The organism is Bacillus sp. JFL15, from assembly GCF_001184225.1.
Classification (GTDB): Bacteria; Bacillota; Bacilli; order Bacillales; family Bacillaceae; genus Bacillus; species Bacillus siamensis.
This window is the reverse complement of the sequence record NZ_KQ236689.1, coordinates 3,211,733-3,227,469: the sequence shown is the minus strand read 5'-3', so window position 1 is coordinate 3,227,469 and position 15,737 is coordinate 3,211,733. Positions and strand designations below refer to the sequence as shown.

Sequence of the window (15,737 nt, the reverse complement as noted above, 5' to 3'; positions counted from 1 at the left end):
AGAGGGAATCATTTCCCTCTTATACAAGCTGAAGCTCTTTTGCCGCTGAACGGATCACTTCAAGCGCCCGGTCAAGCTCCTCTTTTGTATGCTCCGCCGTAATAATGGTGCGGATTCTCGCTTTTCCCTGAGCGACCGTCGGATATACGATGCTTTGTGCAAAGACGCCGCGGGTCAATAAAAGGTCTGATAATGCCTGGGCTTTTTCTTCCTCACCTATTAATACCGGCACGATCGGTGTTTCGCTTTTTGTAAGGGTCAGCCCCATTTGAACCAGTTTGTCTTTGAAATACGCCGTGTTCTCCCATAGCTTTTCCATATGCTCCGGCTCTTCCAGCAGGACGTCAATGGCTTCTATGCATGCGGCCGTTACCGCAGGCGGATGAGAAGTGCTGAATAAGAAAGGACGGCCTTTATGGCGCAGATAATCGATCAGAACCTGCGACCCTGCGGCATATCCGCCAAGAACCCCGATGGCTTTGCTTAATGTGCCCACTTGAATGTGAACTCTTCCGTCAAGCCCAAAATGATTAACCGTTCCCCTTCCGTTTTTTCCGAGTACGCCGGAAGCATGCGCATCGTCAACCATGACAAAAGCATCGTACGCCTCTGCAAGTTTGACAATGTCAGGTAATGGAGCGATGTTTCCGTCCATTGAGAATACGCCGTCCGTGACGATGAGGCGCATGCGGTAATTCATTGATTTTTTCAGCACCCTTTCCAAATCGGCCATATCGACATGGCGGTACACCTTTTTATCTGCTTTCGTCAGCCTGATCCCGTCGATAATGGAAGCGTGGTTCAATTCGTCAGATATCACGATATCCTCTTTTGTAAGAATGCTTGATAAAACGCCTTGATTCGTTGTAAATCCTGATTGAAAAACAAGTGCCGCTTCTGTTTTTTTAAAGTTTGCCAGTTTCTTCTCCAGCTCATTGTGCATCGTAAATGTTCCCGCGATTGTCCGGACGGACCCCGTACCCGCTCCGAATTCCTCCGCAGCGCGTTTGGCCGCTTTGACAAGCCTTGGGTGCGACGTCAGACCGAGATAATTGTTCGATGAAAGCTGAATAACGTTCTCCCCTTTGACTGCCACCGACGGCCCCTGCTTCGTTTCAATTTGTTTCATTTGCTGCCACGTGTTATTTTCTTTCATTTTATCAAGCTCTGCTTTTAGATATTCAAATTCTTTCATGATAGAACCCTCCCTTTATGGAATCAAAATGACTTTGCCGCACTGGCCCTTTCTCATCAGGTCAAACCCTTTTTCAAATTCTTCAAGCGGAAACTGATGGGTAATCACCGGAGTCAGATCAACAAGGCCGGATTCAAGCAAATGTGATACCCGCCGCCATGTTTCAAACATTTTTCTGCCTGTGATGCCTTGAACGGTCAGCCCTTTAAACACCACGTCATTTGTCAGGTCAATCGTCACCGGGTGTTCCGGCAGACTCAGCATATGAAATCTTCCTCCGTTGGCGGCCATCTTTAACCCTTGTATTATTGCTGCAGGGTGCCCTGACATTTCGCAGACAAGGTCTATTCCTTCTCCGCCCGTTAAGGCGTCAATGACCTTAAGCGGGTCTTCCTTGTCAGCTGAAATCGTGATTACGGCTCCTAATTTTTTTGCAAGAGCCAGTCTGTAATCATTTTTATCAATTGCTGCAATGCGGGACGCGCCGGCCGCTTTAGCCACAGCCACCGCCATGAGTCCGATCGGCCCGCAGCCGATAATTGCAGCGGTGCCGCCCGCCAGATGGCCGCTTTCCAGCACCGTATGCACCGCGTTGCCAAGCGGCTCTTGAACTGAGGCGACGGCAGGATCCATGTCAGCAGGGTTTTTCCAAATGTTTTGAGCCGGCACTTTGACATATTCAGCGAAGGATCCGGCTGTATCCACGCCAAGGATCTTTGTATGAGTGCACACATGATGTTTTCCTGTTAAACAGGGGACACAAATTCCGCAGACGAAGTGGGTTTCCGCCGATACATAGTCACCTGTTTTGACATTTGTGACGTGCTTGCCTGTTTCTGCTACGATACCGCTGAATTCATGTCCGAATACTTGAGGTGTTTTGATTCGTTCCTGCGCCCATTGATCCCAATTATAAATATGCACATCTGTACCGCATATAGATGCGGCCTGTACTTTAATGAGAACTTCATTCTCATTAATGGAAGGTATGGAAATTTCTTTCAAAGTTGCTCCGAAAGCGTTTTCATTTTTGACGACAGCTTTCATCTTTCCTTCCAACATGTACACTCCCCCTCAAAAATACACTGTAATAACTGGATTGTAACATGGCTTAAGAAGGAGGTAAACAGCAGTGTCTATTCAGTAAATACAATTGCTTCCGTCCGGAAAAATGGGCGGGATTTTTTTTGAATATTATATGAATAAAGCCATTTATCATCTCTTCGTACTATCAATATAATATTGTGAGAAAATATGACAGCAATAAAAACAACCTGCTCGCCTTATGCAAGCAGGTTGAGAATGAACAGGTTTTGGTTTAACGGGGTTCGACGATTAACTTAATCGCCGTTCTTTCTTCTCCGTCAATCTGTATATCTGTAAAAGCCGGAATACAAATCAAATCTACGCCGCTTGGCGCGACAAAGCCTCTGGCAATCGCAACCGCTTTAACAGCCTGATTTAAGGCACCCGCCCCAATTGCTTGAATTTCGGCAGCTCCGCGTTCCCTTAATACGCCGGCAAGCGCGCCTGCCACTGAATTTGGACTTGATTTCGCTGAAACTTTTAAGATTTCCATTTCTGCTCCCCCTTAGTTTTACAATGGATAAGTGAGTGTTCATTAGAACAATCATTATTAGATGTTGCTATCCAAAAAGCCATCCCCCACAATGCTTTTCAAAAATAGCGGGCTACCTTCCATTTCTACTATATTCACTAAGAAGTTGCTATATTCCTGCTTTTCCTTTTAATATTTTTATAAAATAAACACATGATCACCTATTCAAAGAACATATGGTCATCGTTGATTAAAATCCGTTCGATATTTACGGCTTTTTTCGTTTGCTCATCGATGTCGATGAGCACTCCGCTCAGCGTTGTTTTCCCTTCCGCAACGGTAAACCGGACAGGAAGATTGGTTTTAAACCGCTTGATGACCGTTTCTCTGTCCATACCAAGGATTCCGTCATACGGACCCGTCATACCTACATCAGTAATATATGCCGTTCCTTTCGGCAAAATGCGGTTATCTGCCGTTTGTACGTGTGTATGTGTGCCAACCACGGCAGAGGCTCTTCCGTCTGTGTACCAGCCGATCGCAATTTTTTCGCTTGTCGCTTCGGCGTGAAAATCAATAAAAATGTACGGTGTGCGCTTTTTCGCTTCTTCTATTAACTCATCCGCTTTAGCAAACGGATCATCAAGCGGCGGAAGAAACGTCCGTCCCTGTAAATTCATGACGGCAAGCTCTTTTCCGTTCGATTTAATATAGGTAATGCCTTTGCCCGGCGTACCTTCCGGGAAGTTCGCCGGCCGGACAAGATGCGGCACATCATCAATAAAGTCGAAGATCTCTCTTTTATCCCACGTATGGTTTCCCATTGTAATGGCATCGGCTCCGGCTTCCATCAGGCTGTGGTAGATCTTTTCCGTCAGTCCTTTTCCGTGTGCTGCATTTTCTCCGTTAATAATCGTAAAATGCGGTTTATGTTTCGCTTTCAGTTTCGGGACATATTCTTTTACCATGTCGCGGCCCGGGGAACCGACAACATCCCCGATAAATAAAATTCTCATAAATTCCATTCCTTTCTTTTCTGGGGCTCAAAAAAATAAAGTGATGCGCTAAGCATCACTTTATTTTGCATACTCTACGGCTCGAGTTTCTCTGATCACGGTCACTTTAATGTGGCCCGGATAATCAAGCTCGTCCTCAATTCGTTTACGGATATCACGCGCCAAACGATGGGCTTCTAAATCATTAATGGAGTCCGGTTTCACCATGATGCGAACTTCACGGCCTGCCTGAATCGCAAATGATTTTTCAACACCTTCGTAAGACTCGGAGATTTCTTCAAGCTTTTCAAGTCTGCGGATATAGTTTTCGAGCGTTTCACTTCTCGCACCCGGTCTTGCGGCTGACAGTGCATCAGCGGCAGCGACAAGAACGGCGATAATGGAAGTCGGCTCTTCGTCTCCGTGGTGTGACGCAATACTGTTAATGACGACTGGATGCTCTTTATATTTGGTCGCAAGCTCCACTCCGATTTCCACGTGGCTTCCTTCCACTTCATGGTCAATTGCTTTTCCGATGTCATGCAGAAGACCGGCCCGCTTGGCAAGCTTTGCATCTTCTCCAAGTTCGGAAGCCATTAAACCGGCTAAAAACGCCACTTCCATGGAATGTTTCAGTACGTTTTGCCCGTAGCTTGTACGGAATTTCAATCGGCCGAGAATCTTGATCAGGTCCGGATGAAGTCCGTGAACGCCGACTTCAAACGTCGTCTGTTCACCCATTTCCCGGATATAGTCATCAACCTCGCGGCGGGATTTTTCAACCATTTCTTCAATGCGCGCCGGGTGAATACGGCCATCCTGCACGAGTTTATCAAGAGCGATTCTTGCCGTCTCCCGTCTGATCGGATCAAATCCGGAAAGAATGACTGCTTCAGGGGTGTCATCAATAATCAGGTCGATACCTGTAAGCGTTTCAAGCGTACGGATGTTACGCCCTTCACGGCCGATGATACGTCCTTTCATCTCATCATTCGGAAGATTGACGACCGATACCGTCGTTTCGGCAACATGATCTGCTGCACAGCGCTGCAAAGCAAGCGACAGAATGTTTTTCGCCTTTTTGTCCGCCTCTTCTTTCGCACGGTTTTCGGTTTCTTTTGTCATGATGGCGATATCATGTGAAAGCTCATTTTCAACCCGGTCAAGAATGATTTGTTTCGCTTCATCCCGTGTCAGGCTCGAAATGCGTTCGAGTTCTGACTGCTGCATACGAATCATCTCATCCACTTTGCTTTCCATCTCTTCAATATGTTGTTGTCGTTCATTCAGAGAATGATCTTTCTTCTCCAACATCGCTTCCCGTTTATCAATTCCTTCATGTTTACGGTCAAGATTTTCTTCTTTTTGAAGTAAACGGTTTTCTTGTTTTTGAAGCTCATTTCGTCTTTCACGAACTTCCTGTTCAGCATCTATTCGAAGTGTATGGATTTCGTCCTTTGCTTCAAGCAGAGCTTCTTTTTTCAGTGCTTCAGCATCACGCTTTGCATCTTCAAGGATTTGCTCGGCAGCACCGCGTGCGCCCGCAATCTTTGCTTCGGCAATGGTTTTACGAACATAGTAGCCAACAACTAAACCGAGCAGAGTCAGCAAAATGGAGATGAGAACCGTCATTAGGGTCATACTTTCACCTCCTCTTGCTATGAACTTGGTTGTTGCTTAAATAAGTGCCGGCATGTACATTGTCAGATTTTCTCAACATACAGAACCTTCACAGGGAATGAATCTCTCATGCCCTTGTCAAGTTTAAATGGTTTAACAATCATGTTAAAAAAACAAATGTTACAACTTCATTGTAATTGTGTCGGAAATACTTGTCAAGCTTGCCAGCTTAACGATTCGCCTTCGGCTCAGAATCTTCGCCATGTATATATCATACCACACCTTCATCTGCTTTTCGCAAATGAAGGCTCGTTTAGTCCGGCTGGTTAAGCAATTGGTAAATTCTATTGTTTACCTGCCCTAATTTGGCGTTATTCTGAATATTTGACAGTAAAATGACATATTTGCCTGCCGAATGGCTGAAGCTGTTCAAAATGTTGTAACCGGGCATTACACCGTGGTTGGAATAGCTTCCCGGATCAATGTAAAATCCCATGCCGTAAGCGGCACTGCTTCCGGCTGTGAACATTTTTGTAAAGCTTTGTTTTGAAAGAAGCGTACCGTTGACGACCGCTTTATCAAATTTATAAAGATCTTCAGCACTCATATACATGTCGCCCGCCCCATACAGCTGTGATAAGTCCAAAATGTGAGGCGTTACAAGCTGTCCGCTCTCATCAACTTTGTAGCCGACGGCAGGATATTTGGCTTCAGCAAATGTTTTGTAAAATCCGGCATGCTTCATTCCGGCCGGTTTGAATACGTGGTCTTTTATATACTGTTCGTATGACTCCCCGCTGACCTGAGATACGATATAGGCGAGCACTGAATAATTGGAATCTCTATAATCCCAAACCCCAGGCTGCCGTTTAATTCCGCGGTATTCTATATCCTTAATTAAATCAATGGGAGAAATCGGTCCCTGACCCTCAATATGTCCGTTTATGCCGGACGTATGATTGAGCAGATTTTTCAGTTTGATGCGCGTGCCGTTAGGAAAATTCGGCAAGTATGTACTGACGGGGTCACTCGTCTGGAGCAGCCCTTTTTCTTCAAGCTGCAGGACAGCCGTCGCGATTAACGCCTTTTGTGAAGAACCGATATAATATGATGTTTCCGGATTGTTTTTGATTTTTTGTTTTCGGTCCGCATAGCCAAAACCTTTTTTCAGCACAACTTTTCCATCTTTTACGACCATTGCTGTGCCGCTGAACCCGATCTGTTGCAAGTAATTGCTGATCCGTTTATTGTGATCGATTGATTTAGGTGTTTTCTCTTTTTGCGTCTTTTCTTTTTTTTGTTGAGTCTGGTCATTTGAAGAATCAGATTGAGCGGCGGGAGCACTTTTAACAGAATCCTTCTCCCGGTGATGCGCTGTGACGGTCCAGATCATAATAAAAACAGTGACAAGCAGCAGAAAAAGAAACAGCCCTCCCGTTTTCATCAATTTCTTCTTTCTTTTTTTGTTAATTCTTGTGCGGCGGGGGCTCGTCATCTTTTTTCCTCCTCAGATATAATTTCAACTTTCGCCATGATGTTAGACGAGTGAAGGGTGAAAAAAGTTGTAACATTTCAGATAAAATTTTCCGAAACAGCCAGTGTTTTTTAAACACACAAAAAAAGAGCGGAAATTGCTTATTCCGCCCTTTTGATCGTGCTTTTATTCTTCAAATTCAAGCTCTTCCTGAGTTTCTTCCGATTTTTCCGTAACACCGTTATTGTCCAAACCGTAATGTTCACGGATTTGTTCTTGAATCATCAGCATGATGTCTTTATTTTCTTTTAAGAACTGCTTGGCATTTTCACGGCCCTGTCCGAGGCGTTCTTCTTCATAAGAATACCACGAGCCGCTTTTTTGCACGATATCAAGTTCAGTTCCAAGGTCGATGATTTCCCCTTCTTTGGAGATTCCTTCACCGTACATGATGTCCACTTCAGCCGTACGGAACGGAGGAGCGACTTTGTTTTTTACGACTTTAATTCTCGTTTTATTCCCCATCACGTCGTTGCCCTGCTTTAATTGCTCAGCACGGCGCACTTCAAGACGCACGGAAGAATAGAATTTCAGCGCGCGTCCGCCCGGTGTCGTCTCCGGATTTCCGAACATAACGCCGACTTTTTCACGAATCTGGTTAATAAAGATTGCGATTGTTTTAGATTTATTGATGGCCCCGGAAAGCTTACGGAGCGCCTGAGACATGAGACGCGCCTGTAAACCGACGTGTGAGTCACCCATGTCACCTTCAATTTCAGCTTTTGGAACAAGCGCCGCAACAGAGTCAATGACTACGATATCAACAGCTCCGCTTCGCACCAGCGCTTCAGCAATCTCCAGCGCCTGCTCTCCCGTATCCGGCTGAGACAGAAGCAGCTCTTCGATATTGACACCGAGCTTTTGCGCATAAACAGGATCAAGGGCATGCTCAGCATCAATAAATGCTGCCTGTCCGCCTTTTTCCTGAACCTCAGCGATTGCGTGAAGCGCTACGGTCGTTTTACCTGAGCTTTCAGGTCCGTACACTTCAATAATCCGTCCGCGCGGATATCCGCCTATTCCGAGAGCGGTATCAAGTGCAAGGGAGCCGCTCGGCACCGTTGAAATTCTTGTATCCGTTTTTTCCCCGAGCTTCATGATGGAACCTTTGCCGAATTGTTTTTCTATTTGCTTAAGAGCCATATCTAAGGCTGCCTGACGATCACTCATTTATTTTTTTCCTCCTTTATCTTGCCACTACATATACTATACCTTGTTTACTGACATTTGCCAAGAAAAAAGCGAACGCATATTCGGATTTTTTCCGCGTTCGCTTTTCTTCAAAAGAACATAATTCCCTTCGTAAAAATTAAAAATCAGAGAAAACGCCCTTTTAAAACTTTATTTTTGATCCAGCATTTTTAAAATGAGATGGCAGCCGTATTTAGCGGCACGCTTTCTGATGCCGGTTCTTGATCCGGCAAAGTTAAATTCATGCACCTCTTCTTTTCCTTCCGCGGAAATGCCGATAAAGACGCGGCCCGGGGCATGCCCTTCCTGCGGATCCGGACCCGCAACTCCTGTAAAGCTGATACCGATATCGCTTCCGGTCAGCTTTCTGACACCGGCGGCAAGCTCGCGCGCGCACTCTTTGCTGACTGCTCCACTATCTGCGAGCGTCTCGGCTTTCACACCGAGCACATGCTGTTTCACGCTGTCGGAATAACAGACCACGCCCCCTGCAAAAAGTTGAGACGCGCCGCTTAAATCAGTCACCCACTCTGAAAACAGTCCGCCTGTAAAGCTTTCGGCAGAGGAAATCATGATTCCGTTCTGTCTGCATGCTTTTGAAAGCTCCTTCACCAGGGACGTATCATCATATCCGTAGAAAAATTCACCGACACGTTCTAAAATGGCGGCTTCCGTTTCTTTTAAAAGCCGTTCTGTTTCTTTTTCATCGGCATGTTTCGCCGTTAAACGCAGCGTGACCTCGCCGTCAGCAGCAAGCGGCGCAATCGTCGGATTCGTCTGCGCGTCAATGATATCTTCTAAATCAGCTTCAAGCTGAGATTCACCGATTCCGAAAAACCGCAGCACGGTTGAAACGATTTTCTCATTTGAACCGAGCTTTTTAAGAAGCAGCGGCTTCGCTTCATTTTCAAACATCGGACGCAGCTCGCTCGGCGGTCCGGGAAGCAGCATATAAAGCCTTGATCCGTGCTCTGCAAGCATTCCCGGCGCCATGCCGAAATGATTCGCCAAAACGTCCGAGCCCTCAATAACGAGCGCCTGTTTGCGGTTATTCGGCGACATGGTCCGTTTTGTTTTCGCGAAATACTCTTCAATCGACCGGAACGCTTCGTCATTCAAAACGAGCGGGCGTCCCAACGTGTTTGCAATGGTTTCTTTTGTTAAATCGTCCTTGGTCGGTCCGAGGCCGCCTGAAAAAATAATCAGGTCCGAGCGCTCTTCGGCAATGCGGATAACTTGCTTAAGCCGCTCCGGATTGTCACCGACAGCGGTGTGGTAAAACACGTTTACGCCGATTTCCGCCAGCTCTTTACTGATAAACTGAGCGTTCGTATTGGCGATCTGGCCGAGCAGAAGCTCTGAGCCGACTGCAATGATTTCCGCTTTTTTTGCTAATTCCATGTTCAAGTCCTTCTTTCTTAGTTAGATGTTTTTAACGCATCCCAGTTCTTCGCAAAATAATCCCAGCCGGAAATGACTGTGAAGAGCACGGCCACCCATAAAGCGATATCGCCGAACGGGAAAGAAACGAGCTCAAACGGGAGATTATGAAGTAAAAGCGCTGCAACAGCGATGATCTGAGCCCATGTTTTAATTTTCCCCAGCATATTGGCGGCTACGACTTCCCCCGTTCCCGCCAGCACAAGTCTTAGTCCTGTTACGGCAAATTCGCGGCTGATGATGACGATGACCATCCACGCCGGCGCCAGGTCAAACTGCACAAGCGTAATTAATGCCGCAGACACAAGCAGCTTGTCAGCCAGCGGATCTAAAAATTTCCCGAAGTTTGTCACGAGGTTCAGCTTTCTGGCGTAGTAGCCATCCACCCAGTCAGTCGTTGATGCGATAATGAATAAAACAGCTCCCGTAAGATGTGCGACCGGAATCGATTCATCCCCTATATGAAGGCTGCCCCACTGAAAAGGAACAAGCATGATAATCATAAATACAGGAATTAAAGCGATTCTTGCCAGTGTGATTTTATTCGGTAAGTTAAACATAAAGCCCCTCCAATAATATGTACTCGGACGTGAAGAAAAAGTCATCTTAATCGTTCAGATGACTTTTTCCCCTTTTATTTTTTCATCTTGATTGTTATGGTCTGCGCCATCACATCATGCGGATTGAGTTCATAAGACAGAACCTCTCCGTTGATTTTAATTTTCAGATTAGGGGCATAGCCCGTGCGTATTTCAATCTGCTTTTGATCTGTGATGTCTTTTTTGTAGGTTTCGCCTTTTTGCAGCGTCCCTTCTTTTAAGGAACCGCCGCTGTCATCACGGACGCGGATCCAAGCGTTGTCGGAAGCAATCAGTTCAAGCTTGTACTTATAAGCTCCGGAAACATTGTATGAAGAAGCGGAGCCTTCTGTTCCGGCCGCTTTGATCTCTGTCTTTTCACTGCTCTTTTCTTTCTTTTTCTGCTCTGGCGCTTTTTTGTCTTTTTTGCTGTCAGTGTGCGCTCCGTCATTTGTATTACCGTCGTTTTTCAGCGCAGAATCCTTAGGAATCTCATACTTGCTCTCACTTTGGGTGACGGCCTTATTGCTGTCAGTCTGCCCGGACTTGCTTATTCCAAACTGAATAATCGCATACACGATCGCAATGACGATAATCACACCGATGACAATAAGAACGGTCGGAAGCCATTCCGCCGCCTTTGAGGACTTAGGCAGCTCCCTTTGCATGGCGAGACCGGAGATTTTCTCCGACACATCGTCATGATACGTGTTCGGGATGTCTTTTTTATATTCTTCAAATAATTGGTCTGAATCAAGCCCGACAGCTTCTGCGTATTGCTTGATAAACGCCCGCACATAAAAATTGCCGGGAATGACGTCATAGGAGCCTTCTTCCAGAGCGGTTAAGTATCTTTTCTGAATTTTCGTCGCCGCCTGGAGTTCATCCAATGACATCCCTTTTTCCTCTCTGGCTTCTTTAAGCCGGATTGCTAATTCTGTCACAACAAACACCTTCCAATATTAAAAATCAAAGCTTGAAAAACCGGTCTGATCAAATATTTGCGGTTCTTCTGCATGTTCATATGTAATGACTTCGTCAGGATCATTTCTGAGTTCGATAATATAATCGAAATCATCGAGCGTATACTCCGAATTTTGAACAAAAATATCCGGGTGCTCCACGACCTTTGTCGCCGGGAGCCTCATAATTTCACTGACGAGCTGAAGATGGCGCTCAGAGCCCCGTCTTGTCGAAACGATGCCATCAAGGATAAACACGTTTTCCGTGCTGTATTCATCGGCAACCAGCTGGCTGCGGATCGTTTGTTTTAACAGCGTTGAAGATACGAAAAGCCATCTTTTGCTGGCGCAGACGCTTGAGGCAACGATGGACTCCGTTTTTCCGACCCGCGGCATTCCCCGGATTCCGATCAGTTTGTGCCCTTCTTTTTTAAACAGCTCAGCCATAAAGTCAACCAAAAGGCCAAGCTCGTCCCTTTCAAAGCGGAAGGTTTTTTTATCATCGGCATCACGCTGAATGTATCTTCCGTGACGGACTGCGAGACGGTCGCGAAGCCTCGGTTCTCTCAGCTTCGTTACTTTAATGGTCTCCATTGTTTTTAAAATTGATTCCAATCGTTTAATTTGATCTATATGCCGGCATCTGAGCAGCATTCCCCTTCTGGAAAGGTCGACACCGTTAATTGTGACAATATTAATTGACAGCATCCCGAGAAGAGATGAAATATCCCCGAGCAGGCCGGGGCGGTTCACTTGAATTTCATATTCAAAATACCATTCGAGCTTTGCCAAATGATATACCCCCTCCATTGTGGCAAATTTTTACCTTCCTTTATCATAAAACATTTTTCTCTAATTAGAAAGAAGAATGTTGCTCTATAGAGGAAAACATAAAAAAAGAGAGGAGAAAATCCTCCCCTCTTAATGAGTGCTGTTATTTTCAACAAGCTTCACCATCATATTTGCAATGGCGCGCTGTTCATCTTCAGAAGCAACGCTCCAAAGATCAGCAAGCACTTTTTCCTGATGGTTTTTCGAGTCGACTTCGTTCGCAAGGTAACCGCCGATTTCTGTAGCGAGGTCAGTGATCGTTTCATCACTCATCCCTTTTTCCTGTGCATAGTTCAATCTGTCACCAAGGAAATTCTTCCAATTATCCCAGTTTTCTAGTACTGACATGTTGGCTTCCTCCATTTCATCTGTTGTTACAAAATTATTTTGTCCGTGCAGATGCAAACTATACACACATTTTTTTCAGCAGTGCCAGCCGCCGTTTACCGATAATATATGTCCGGTAATATAGGAAGCCTTCTCCGATAATAAAAACGCTGCCGCTTCGGCGATTTCCTCGGGATTTGCCAGCCGGCCCGCGGGTATTTCCTCTGCCAATGCTTCTTTTTCATCAGACGTAAACTGATCAAGCATATTCGTATCAACGGCGCCCGGTGAGACTGCGTTCACGCGGACGCCGCTCGGAGCGAGCTCTTTGGCAAGCGCTTTGACGAACGAATGCTGCGCTCCTTTGACCATGCTGTATAACACTTCGCACGATGCGCCTGTTTCTCCCCATACGGAACCGATCGCGACGATGCCACCGCTTTTTTTCCGGATCATGCCGGGCACCAGATTACGCGCCAACAAAAACGGGCTCGTCACATGCAGCTGCACCATCTCCCGGGCCGTGTCATCCGTCACGTCCGTAATCAGGCCGAAATGACTTTTGCCGCTGTTTAATATCAGAGCATCCACAGGCTGTTTAACGGAGCGGCTGAGTGTCTCCGCGCCTTTCGGTGAGGACAGATCCGCCTGAATAACGGAAGCTTTTACACCGAATGATGCGCTCAATCTTTCCGCAAGCCTGTGTGCGGCTTCTTTATTAGAATGATAATGCAAAAGCACGTCATATCCGTTTTTTGCGAGGACTTCACTTATACTTTGTCCGATTCCGCCGCTTGCTCCGGTGACGAGCGCTGTCTGTTTCATCAATCAACATTCCTTCTTTCCCCAGAAAAACATCCCTCAGGGCGTGAGGGATGTTTTTTTATGATTTTGGCACGACTTTGCAGACTGTCAGCCTGTCTTCTGACACTTCTTCTTTAATGACCCGCTCTACGTCTTCCAGGGTGATCTGCTCCAGTACGGTTACAACATCAAACAGACTCATATCTAAAAAGGCGTAGCGCGTGAATTGGTTGGCGATATATTCAGGCGAATTGAGCGCTTTTAAAAATGACCCGATTTTCTTTTTTCTCGCCAGGTCAAGTTTTTCCGCAGTCACGGCTGATCCCGCATCAAGCAGCATCTGTTTTAATTCGTCAGCAAGCTTATCCGGCTCCGGTGTATCTCCTCCGACAGAGGCAAAACCGAATCCGTATTCAGCCGTATAATCAAAGCTGAAGGTTTCATCAATGTAGCCTTTGTCGTACAAGTCGCCGTAATGCGGTGAACTTTTTCCGAAGAGACATTCAAGCATGAGGTTCATGCTGAGCTCGTGCTTCAACAGCTCCCGCCCCGTTTTATAAGGGTTTTTCGCCTTTAAGCCGACAAGACATTTTGAGCCTTGGACGTTCATTTTTAATTCCTGCTCCCGGCGGAAAACCGCTTCCTGCTCCTGAACTTCTTCACGTTTGATTTCAGGCTGATCTGTAAACGGCTTTTTCTCCTGGTTTTTCCGCACCTGGCTGATGATCGCTTCAGGATCAACGGGACCGACGATAAAGAGCAGCATATTGCTCGGGTGATAAAATGTTTCATAACACTCATACAGCAGATCTTTCGTAATATGTGAGATGCTTTCTACCGTTCCGGCAATGTCAATTTTCACGGGGTGGTCTTTATACATATTTTCGATAAGACCGAAAAACAGCCGCCAATCCGGATTATCATCATACATGTTAATTTCTTGGCCGATGATACCTTTTTCTTTTACCACTGATTTTTCCGTGAAATACGGATCTTGAACAAAATCCACGAGTGTTTCCAGGTTTTTCTCTACATTTGAAGTGCTGGAGAACAGATAAGCGGTTCGTGTAAATGAAGTAAAGGCATTTGCCGATGCCCCCTGCTTACTGAAATCCTGAAACACGTCGCCGTCCGCTTTTTCAAACAGTTTATGCTCAAGAAAATGCGCGATTCCGTCAGGGACGTGAACCATTTCTTCCTTATTTAAAGGAACGAACTGATTGTCAATGGAACCGTACTTTGTCGTAAACACGGCGTATGTTTTATTAAAGCCCTGTTTCGGCAGCACATAGACATCAAGGCCGTTTGCCATTTTTTCATGATACAGCGTTTCTTGCAGCTGTTCGTAGTTTATCGGTTTAGTCAAGATGCTCCCCCCGTCCCTTTTAAGAAATAAGTCGTATCCAGCTTGATGTTCTTTCCGACATTGATAATGTCCTCTTTCGTCACTTTCTCGATATTGTCAAGGAAAGTTTCGATCGGTATCTCCACTTGGGCTGAAGCCTGCTGATACAGAAATTCCGCTAAGCCGTATGCCGTATCAATCGTTTCTAACACTTGGTTTTTAATAACGGCTTTCGTTTGGGCGATATCGTCCTCTGAAAAATCACCGTTTTGCATAGCCTGAAATTGTTCTTCAATAATGGTGACGGCCTGCTTATAATTTTTCACTTCAATGCCTGACATGACCATCAGGAGCCCTTTGAAGCTTTCCACCCTTGAGGCTGCATAATAGGCGAGACTCGCTTTTTCACGGACATTTATAAACAGCTTTGAATGAGAAAAACCTCCGAACAGCCCGTTAAACACTTGCAATGCCGGATAGTCCGGGTCTGTGTATGTCGTATTGGTCCGGAATCCGATATTCAGTTTGCCTTGTTTGACGTCCTCTTCATCAATGACTTCCTTCGGGTCAGGCTGTTCATTCGCCGTGCTTCTTTCTAAAGGCTGCTGCGCCCGTTCGTCCGTTTTAAAATACGTATCAACAGCCGTTTTCACTTGATCTGTGTCAACATCACCGATGACATACAGGTCCAGCTGATCTTCGCGTATGGCTTTTTGATAGGCTTCATACAGATCTTGCGGCGTAATGTGTTCGACATCATCGATCTCGCCGTTGACGTGAAGGGCATACGGTTCGCTTTTGCACATTTCCTGAACGAGACGGAGATTAGAATATCTCATTTTATCGTCATATACGGCTTGAATCCGCTGTTTCAGCGTCCGTTTTTCCTGCGTGACATAAAGGGGCAGGAAGGCGCCGTTTTCCAAAGCAGGCGAAAAGACAAGCTCTGATAAAAGCTGAAGCCCTTTTTCCAATAATGGTGTGCGGTCCTTCAGATATTTTTCATTGGGAATCTCAAGCCGGAACGTAATAACATGACGTTCTCCCTTTTTTGTCAGATCAGCGGAAACGGATGTCCCGTACAGCTCATCGAAATAAGAACGCAAATCAGCGGTTTTCGGCCGGCTTTCTGTACCGCGGAGAAGCACATGAGGAAACAGCGCCCTTTTTGTTACGAGCTCTTTTGTTAAAGGAGCCAGCATTTTAAACGTCAGTGAAACGGTTTTAAATTTCTCAGTCTTTACGATGTGGGCGGTGATTCCGCCGTGCTTTGACTTCATTTCATTTACGTAAGTCATGTGAAACCTCCTTCGTTCATTCTTTAATAGTATGTATTATGACCAAAATTCAGCATTCG

General features: G+C 45.8%; 15 protein-coding genes. All 15 read right to left on the bottom strand.

Annotated features, from left to right (window positions below; translation table 11 throughout):
• Positions 1–19 precede the first annotated feature (19 nt).
• Positions 20–1,198, bottom strand: a complete 1,179-nt coding sequence (locus tag AD710_RS16225) for a glycine C-acetyltransferase (RefSeq protein ID WP_156187180.1) — start codon at positions 1,196–1,198, stop codon at positions 20–22.
• Positions 1,199–1,210: 12 nt separating this feature from the next.
• The gene (gene tdh, locus AD710_RS16220; RefSeq protein WP_049628496.1) at positions 1,211–2,257 is read right to left on the bottom strand and encodes an L-threonine 3-dehydrogenase; all 1,047 of its coding nucleotides are present in this window, start codon (positions 2,255–2,257) and stop codon (positions 1,211–1,213) included.
• Between the two features lie 256 nt (positions 2,258–2,513).
• On the bottom strand, positions 2,514–2,774 hold the full coding sequence (gene spoVS, locus AD710_RS16215) for a stage V sporulation protein SpoVS (RefSeq protein WP_003154135.1): 261 nt from the start codon (positions 2,772–2,774) through the stop codon (positions 2,514–2,516).
• Positions 2,775–2,974: 200 nt separating this feature from the next.
• A complete protein-coding gene (locus AD710_RS16210; RefSeq protein ID WP_049628495.1) occupies positions 2,975–3,769 on the bottom strand; it encodes a TIGR00282 family metallophosphoesterase in 795 nt (264 codons plus the stop codon).
• Between the two features lie 60 nt (positions 3,770–3,829).
• Positions 3,830–5,389 (bottom strand): ribonuclease Y, encoded by a 1,560-nt coding sequence (gene rny, locus AD710_RS16205; protein WP_016936061.1) that lies wholly within the window; start codon positions 5,387–5,389, stop codon positions 3,830–3,832.
• Positions 5,390–5,681: 292 nt separating this feature from the next.
• Positions 5,682–6,863: a serine hydrolase domain-containing protein gene (locus AD710_RS16200; RefSeq protein ID WP_016936062.1), complete on the bottom strand. Its 1,182-nt coding sequence runs from the start codon at positions 6,861–6,863 to the stop codon at positions 5,682–5,684.
• A gap of 165 nt (positions 6,864–7,028) precedes the next feature.
• The gene (recA, locus tag AD710_RS16195; protein ID WP_016936063.1) at positions 7,029–8,072 is read right to left on the bottom strand and encodes a recombinase RecA; all 1,044 of its coding nucleotides are present in this window, start codon (positions 8,070–8,072) and stop codon (positions 7,029–7,031) included.
• Positions 8,073–8,243: 171 nt separating this feature from the next.
• Positions 8,244–9,494, bottom strand: coding sequence for a competence/damage-inducible protein A (locus AD710_RS16190; protein ID WP_049628494.1), 1,251 nt, complete (start codon positions 9,492–9,494; stop codon positions 8,244–8,246).
• 17 nt (positions 9,495–9,511) lie between these two features.
• Entirely contained in the window at positions 9,512–10,093 is a 582-nt protein-coding gene (pgsA, locus tag AD710_RS16185; protein ID WP_016936065.1) for a CDP-diacylglycerol--glycerol-3-phosphate 3-phosphatidyltransferase, read from the bottom strand.
• Between the two features lie 74 nt (positions 10,094–10,167).
• Positions 10,168–11,055, bottom strand: coding sequence for a helix-turn-helix domain-containing protein (locus AD710_RS16180; RefSeq protein ID WP_049628493.1), 888 nt, complete (start codon positions 11,053–11,055; stop codon positions 10,168–10,170).
• Between the two features lie 18 nt (positions 11,056–11,073).
• Positions 11,074–11,865, bottom strand: a complete 792-nt coding sequence (locus AD710_RS16175; RefSeq protein WP_007409819.1) for a DUF3388 domain-containing protein — start codon at positions 11,863–11,865, stop codon at positions 11,074–11,076.
• Positions 11,866–11,994: 129 nt separating this feature from the next.
• Entirely contained in the window at positions 11,995–12,252 is a 258-nt protein-coding gene (locus AD710_RS16170) for a DUF3243 domain-containing protein (protein ID WP_003154150.1), read from the bottom strand.
• A 75-nt stretch (positions 12,253–12,327) separates the two neighbouring features.
• Positions 12,328–13,056, bottom strand: coding sequence for an elongation factor P 5-aminopentanone reductase (ymfI, locus tag AD710_RS16165; protein WP_049628832.1), 729 nt, complete (start codon positions 13,054–13,056; stop codon positions 12,328–12,330).
• A 58-nt stretch (positions 13,057–13,114) separates the two neighbouring features.
• Positions 13,115–14,401 (bottom strand): EF-P 5-aminopentanol modification-associated protein YfmH, encoded by a 1,287-nt coding sequence (yfmH, locus tag AD710_RS16160; protein WP_049628492.1) that lies wholly within the window; start codon positions 14,399–14,401, stop codon positions 13,115–13,117.
• Positions 14,398–15,678 (bottom strand): EF-P 5-aminopentanol modification-associated protein YfmF, encoded by a 1,281-nt coding sequence (gene yfmF, locus AD710_RS16155; protein WP_047474934.1) that lies wholly within the window; start codon positions 15,676–15,678, stop codon positions 14,398–14,400. The genes yfmH and yfmF overlap by 4 nt, the downstream gene beginning before the upstream one ends.
• Between the last annotated feature and the right edge of the window lie 59 nt (positions 15,679–15,737).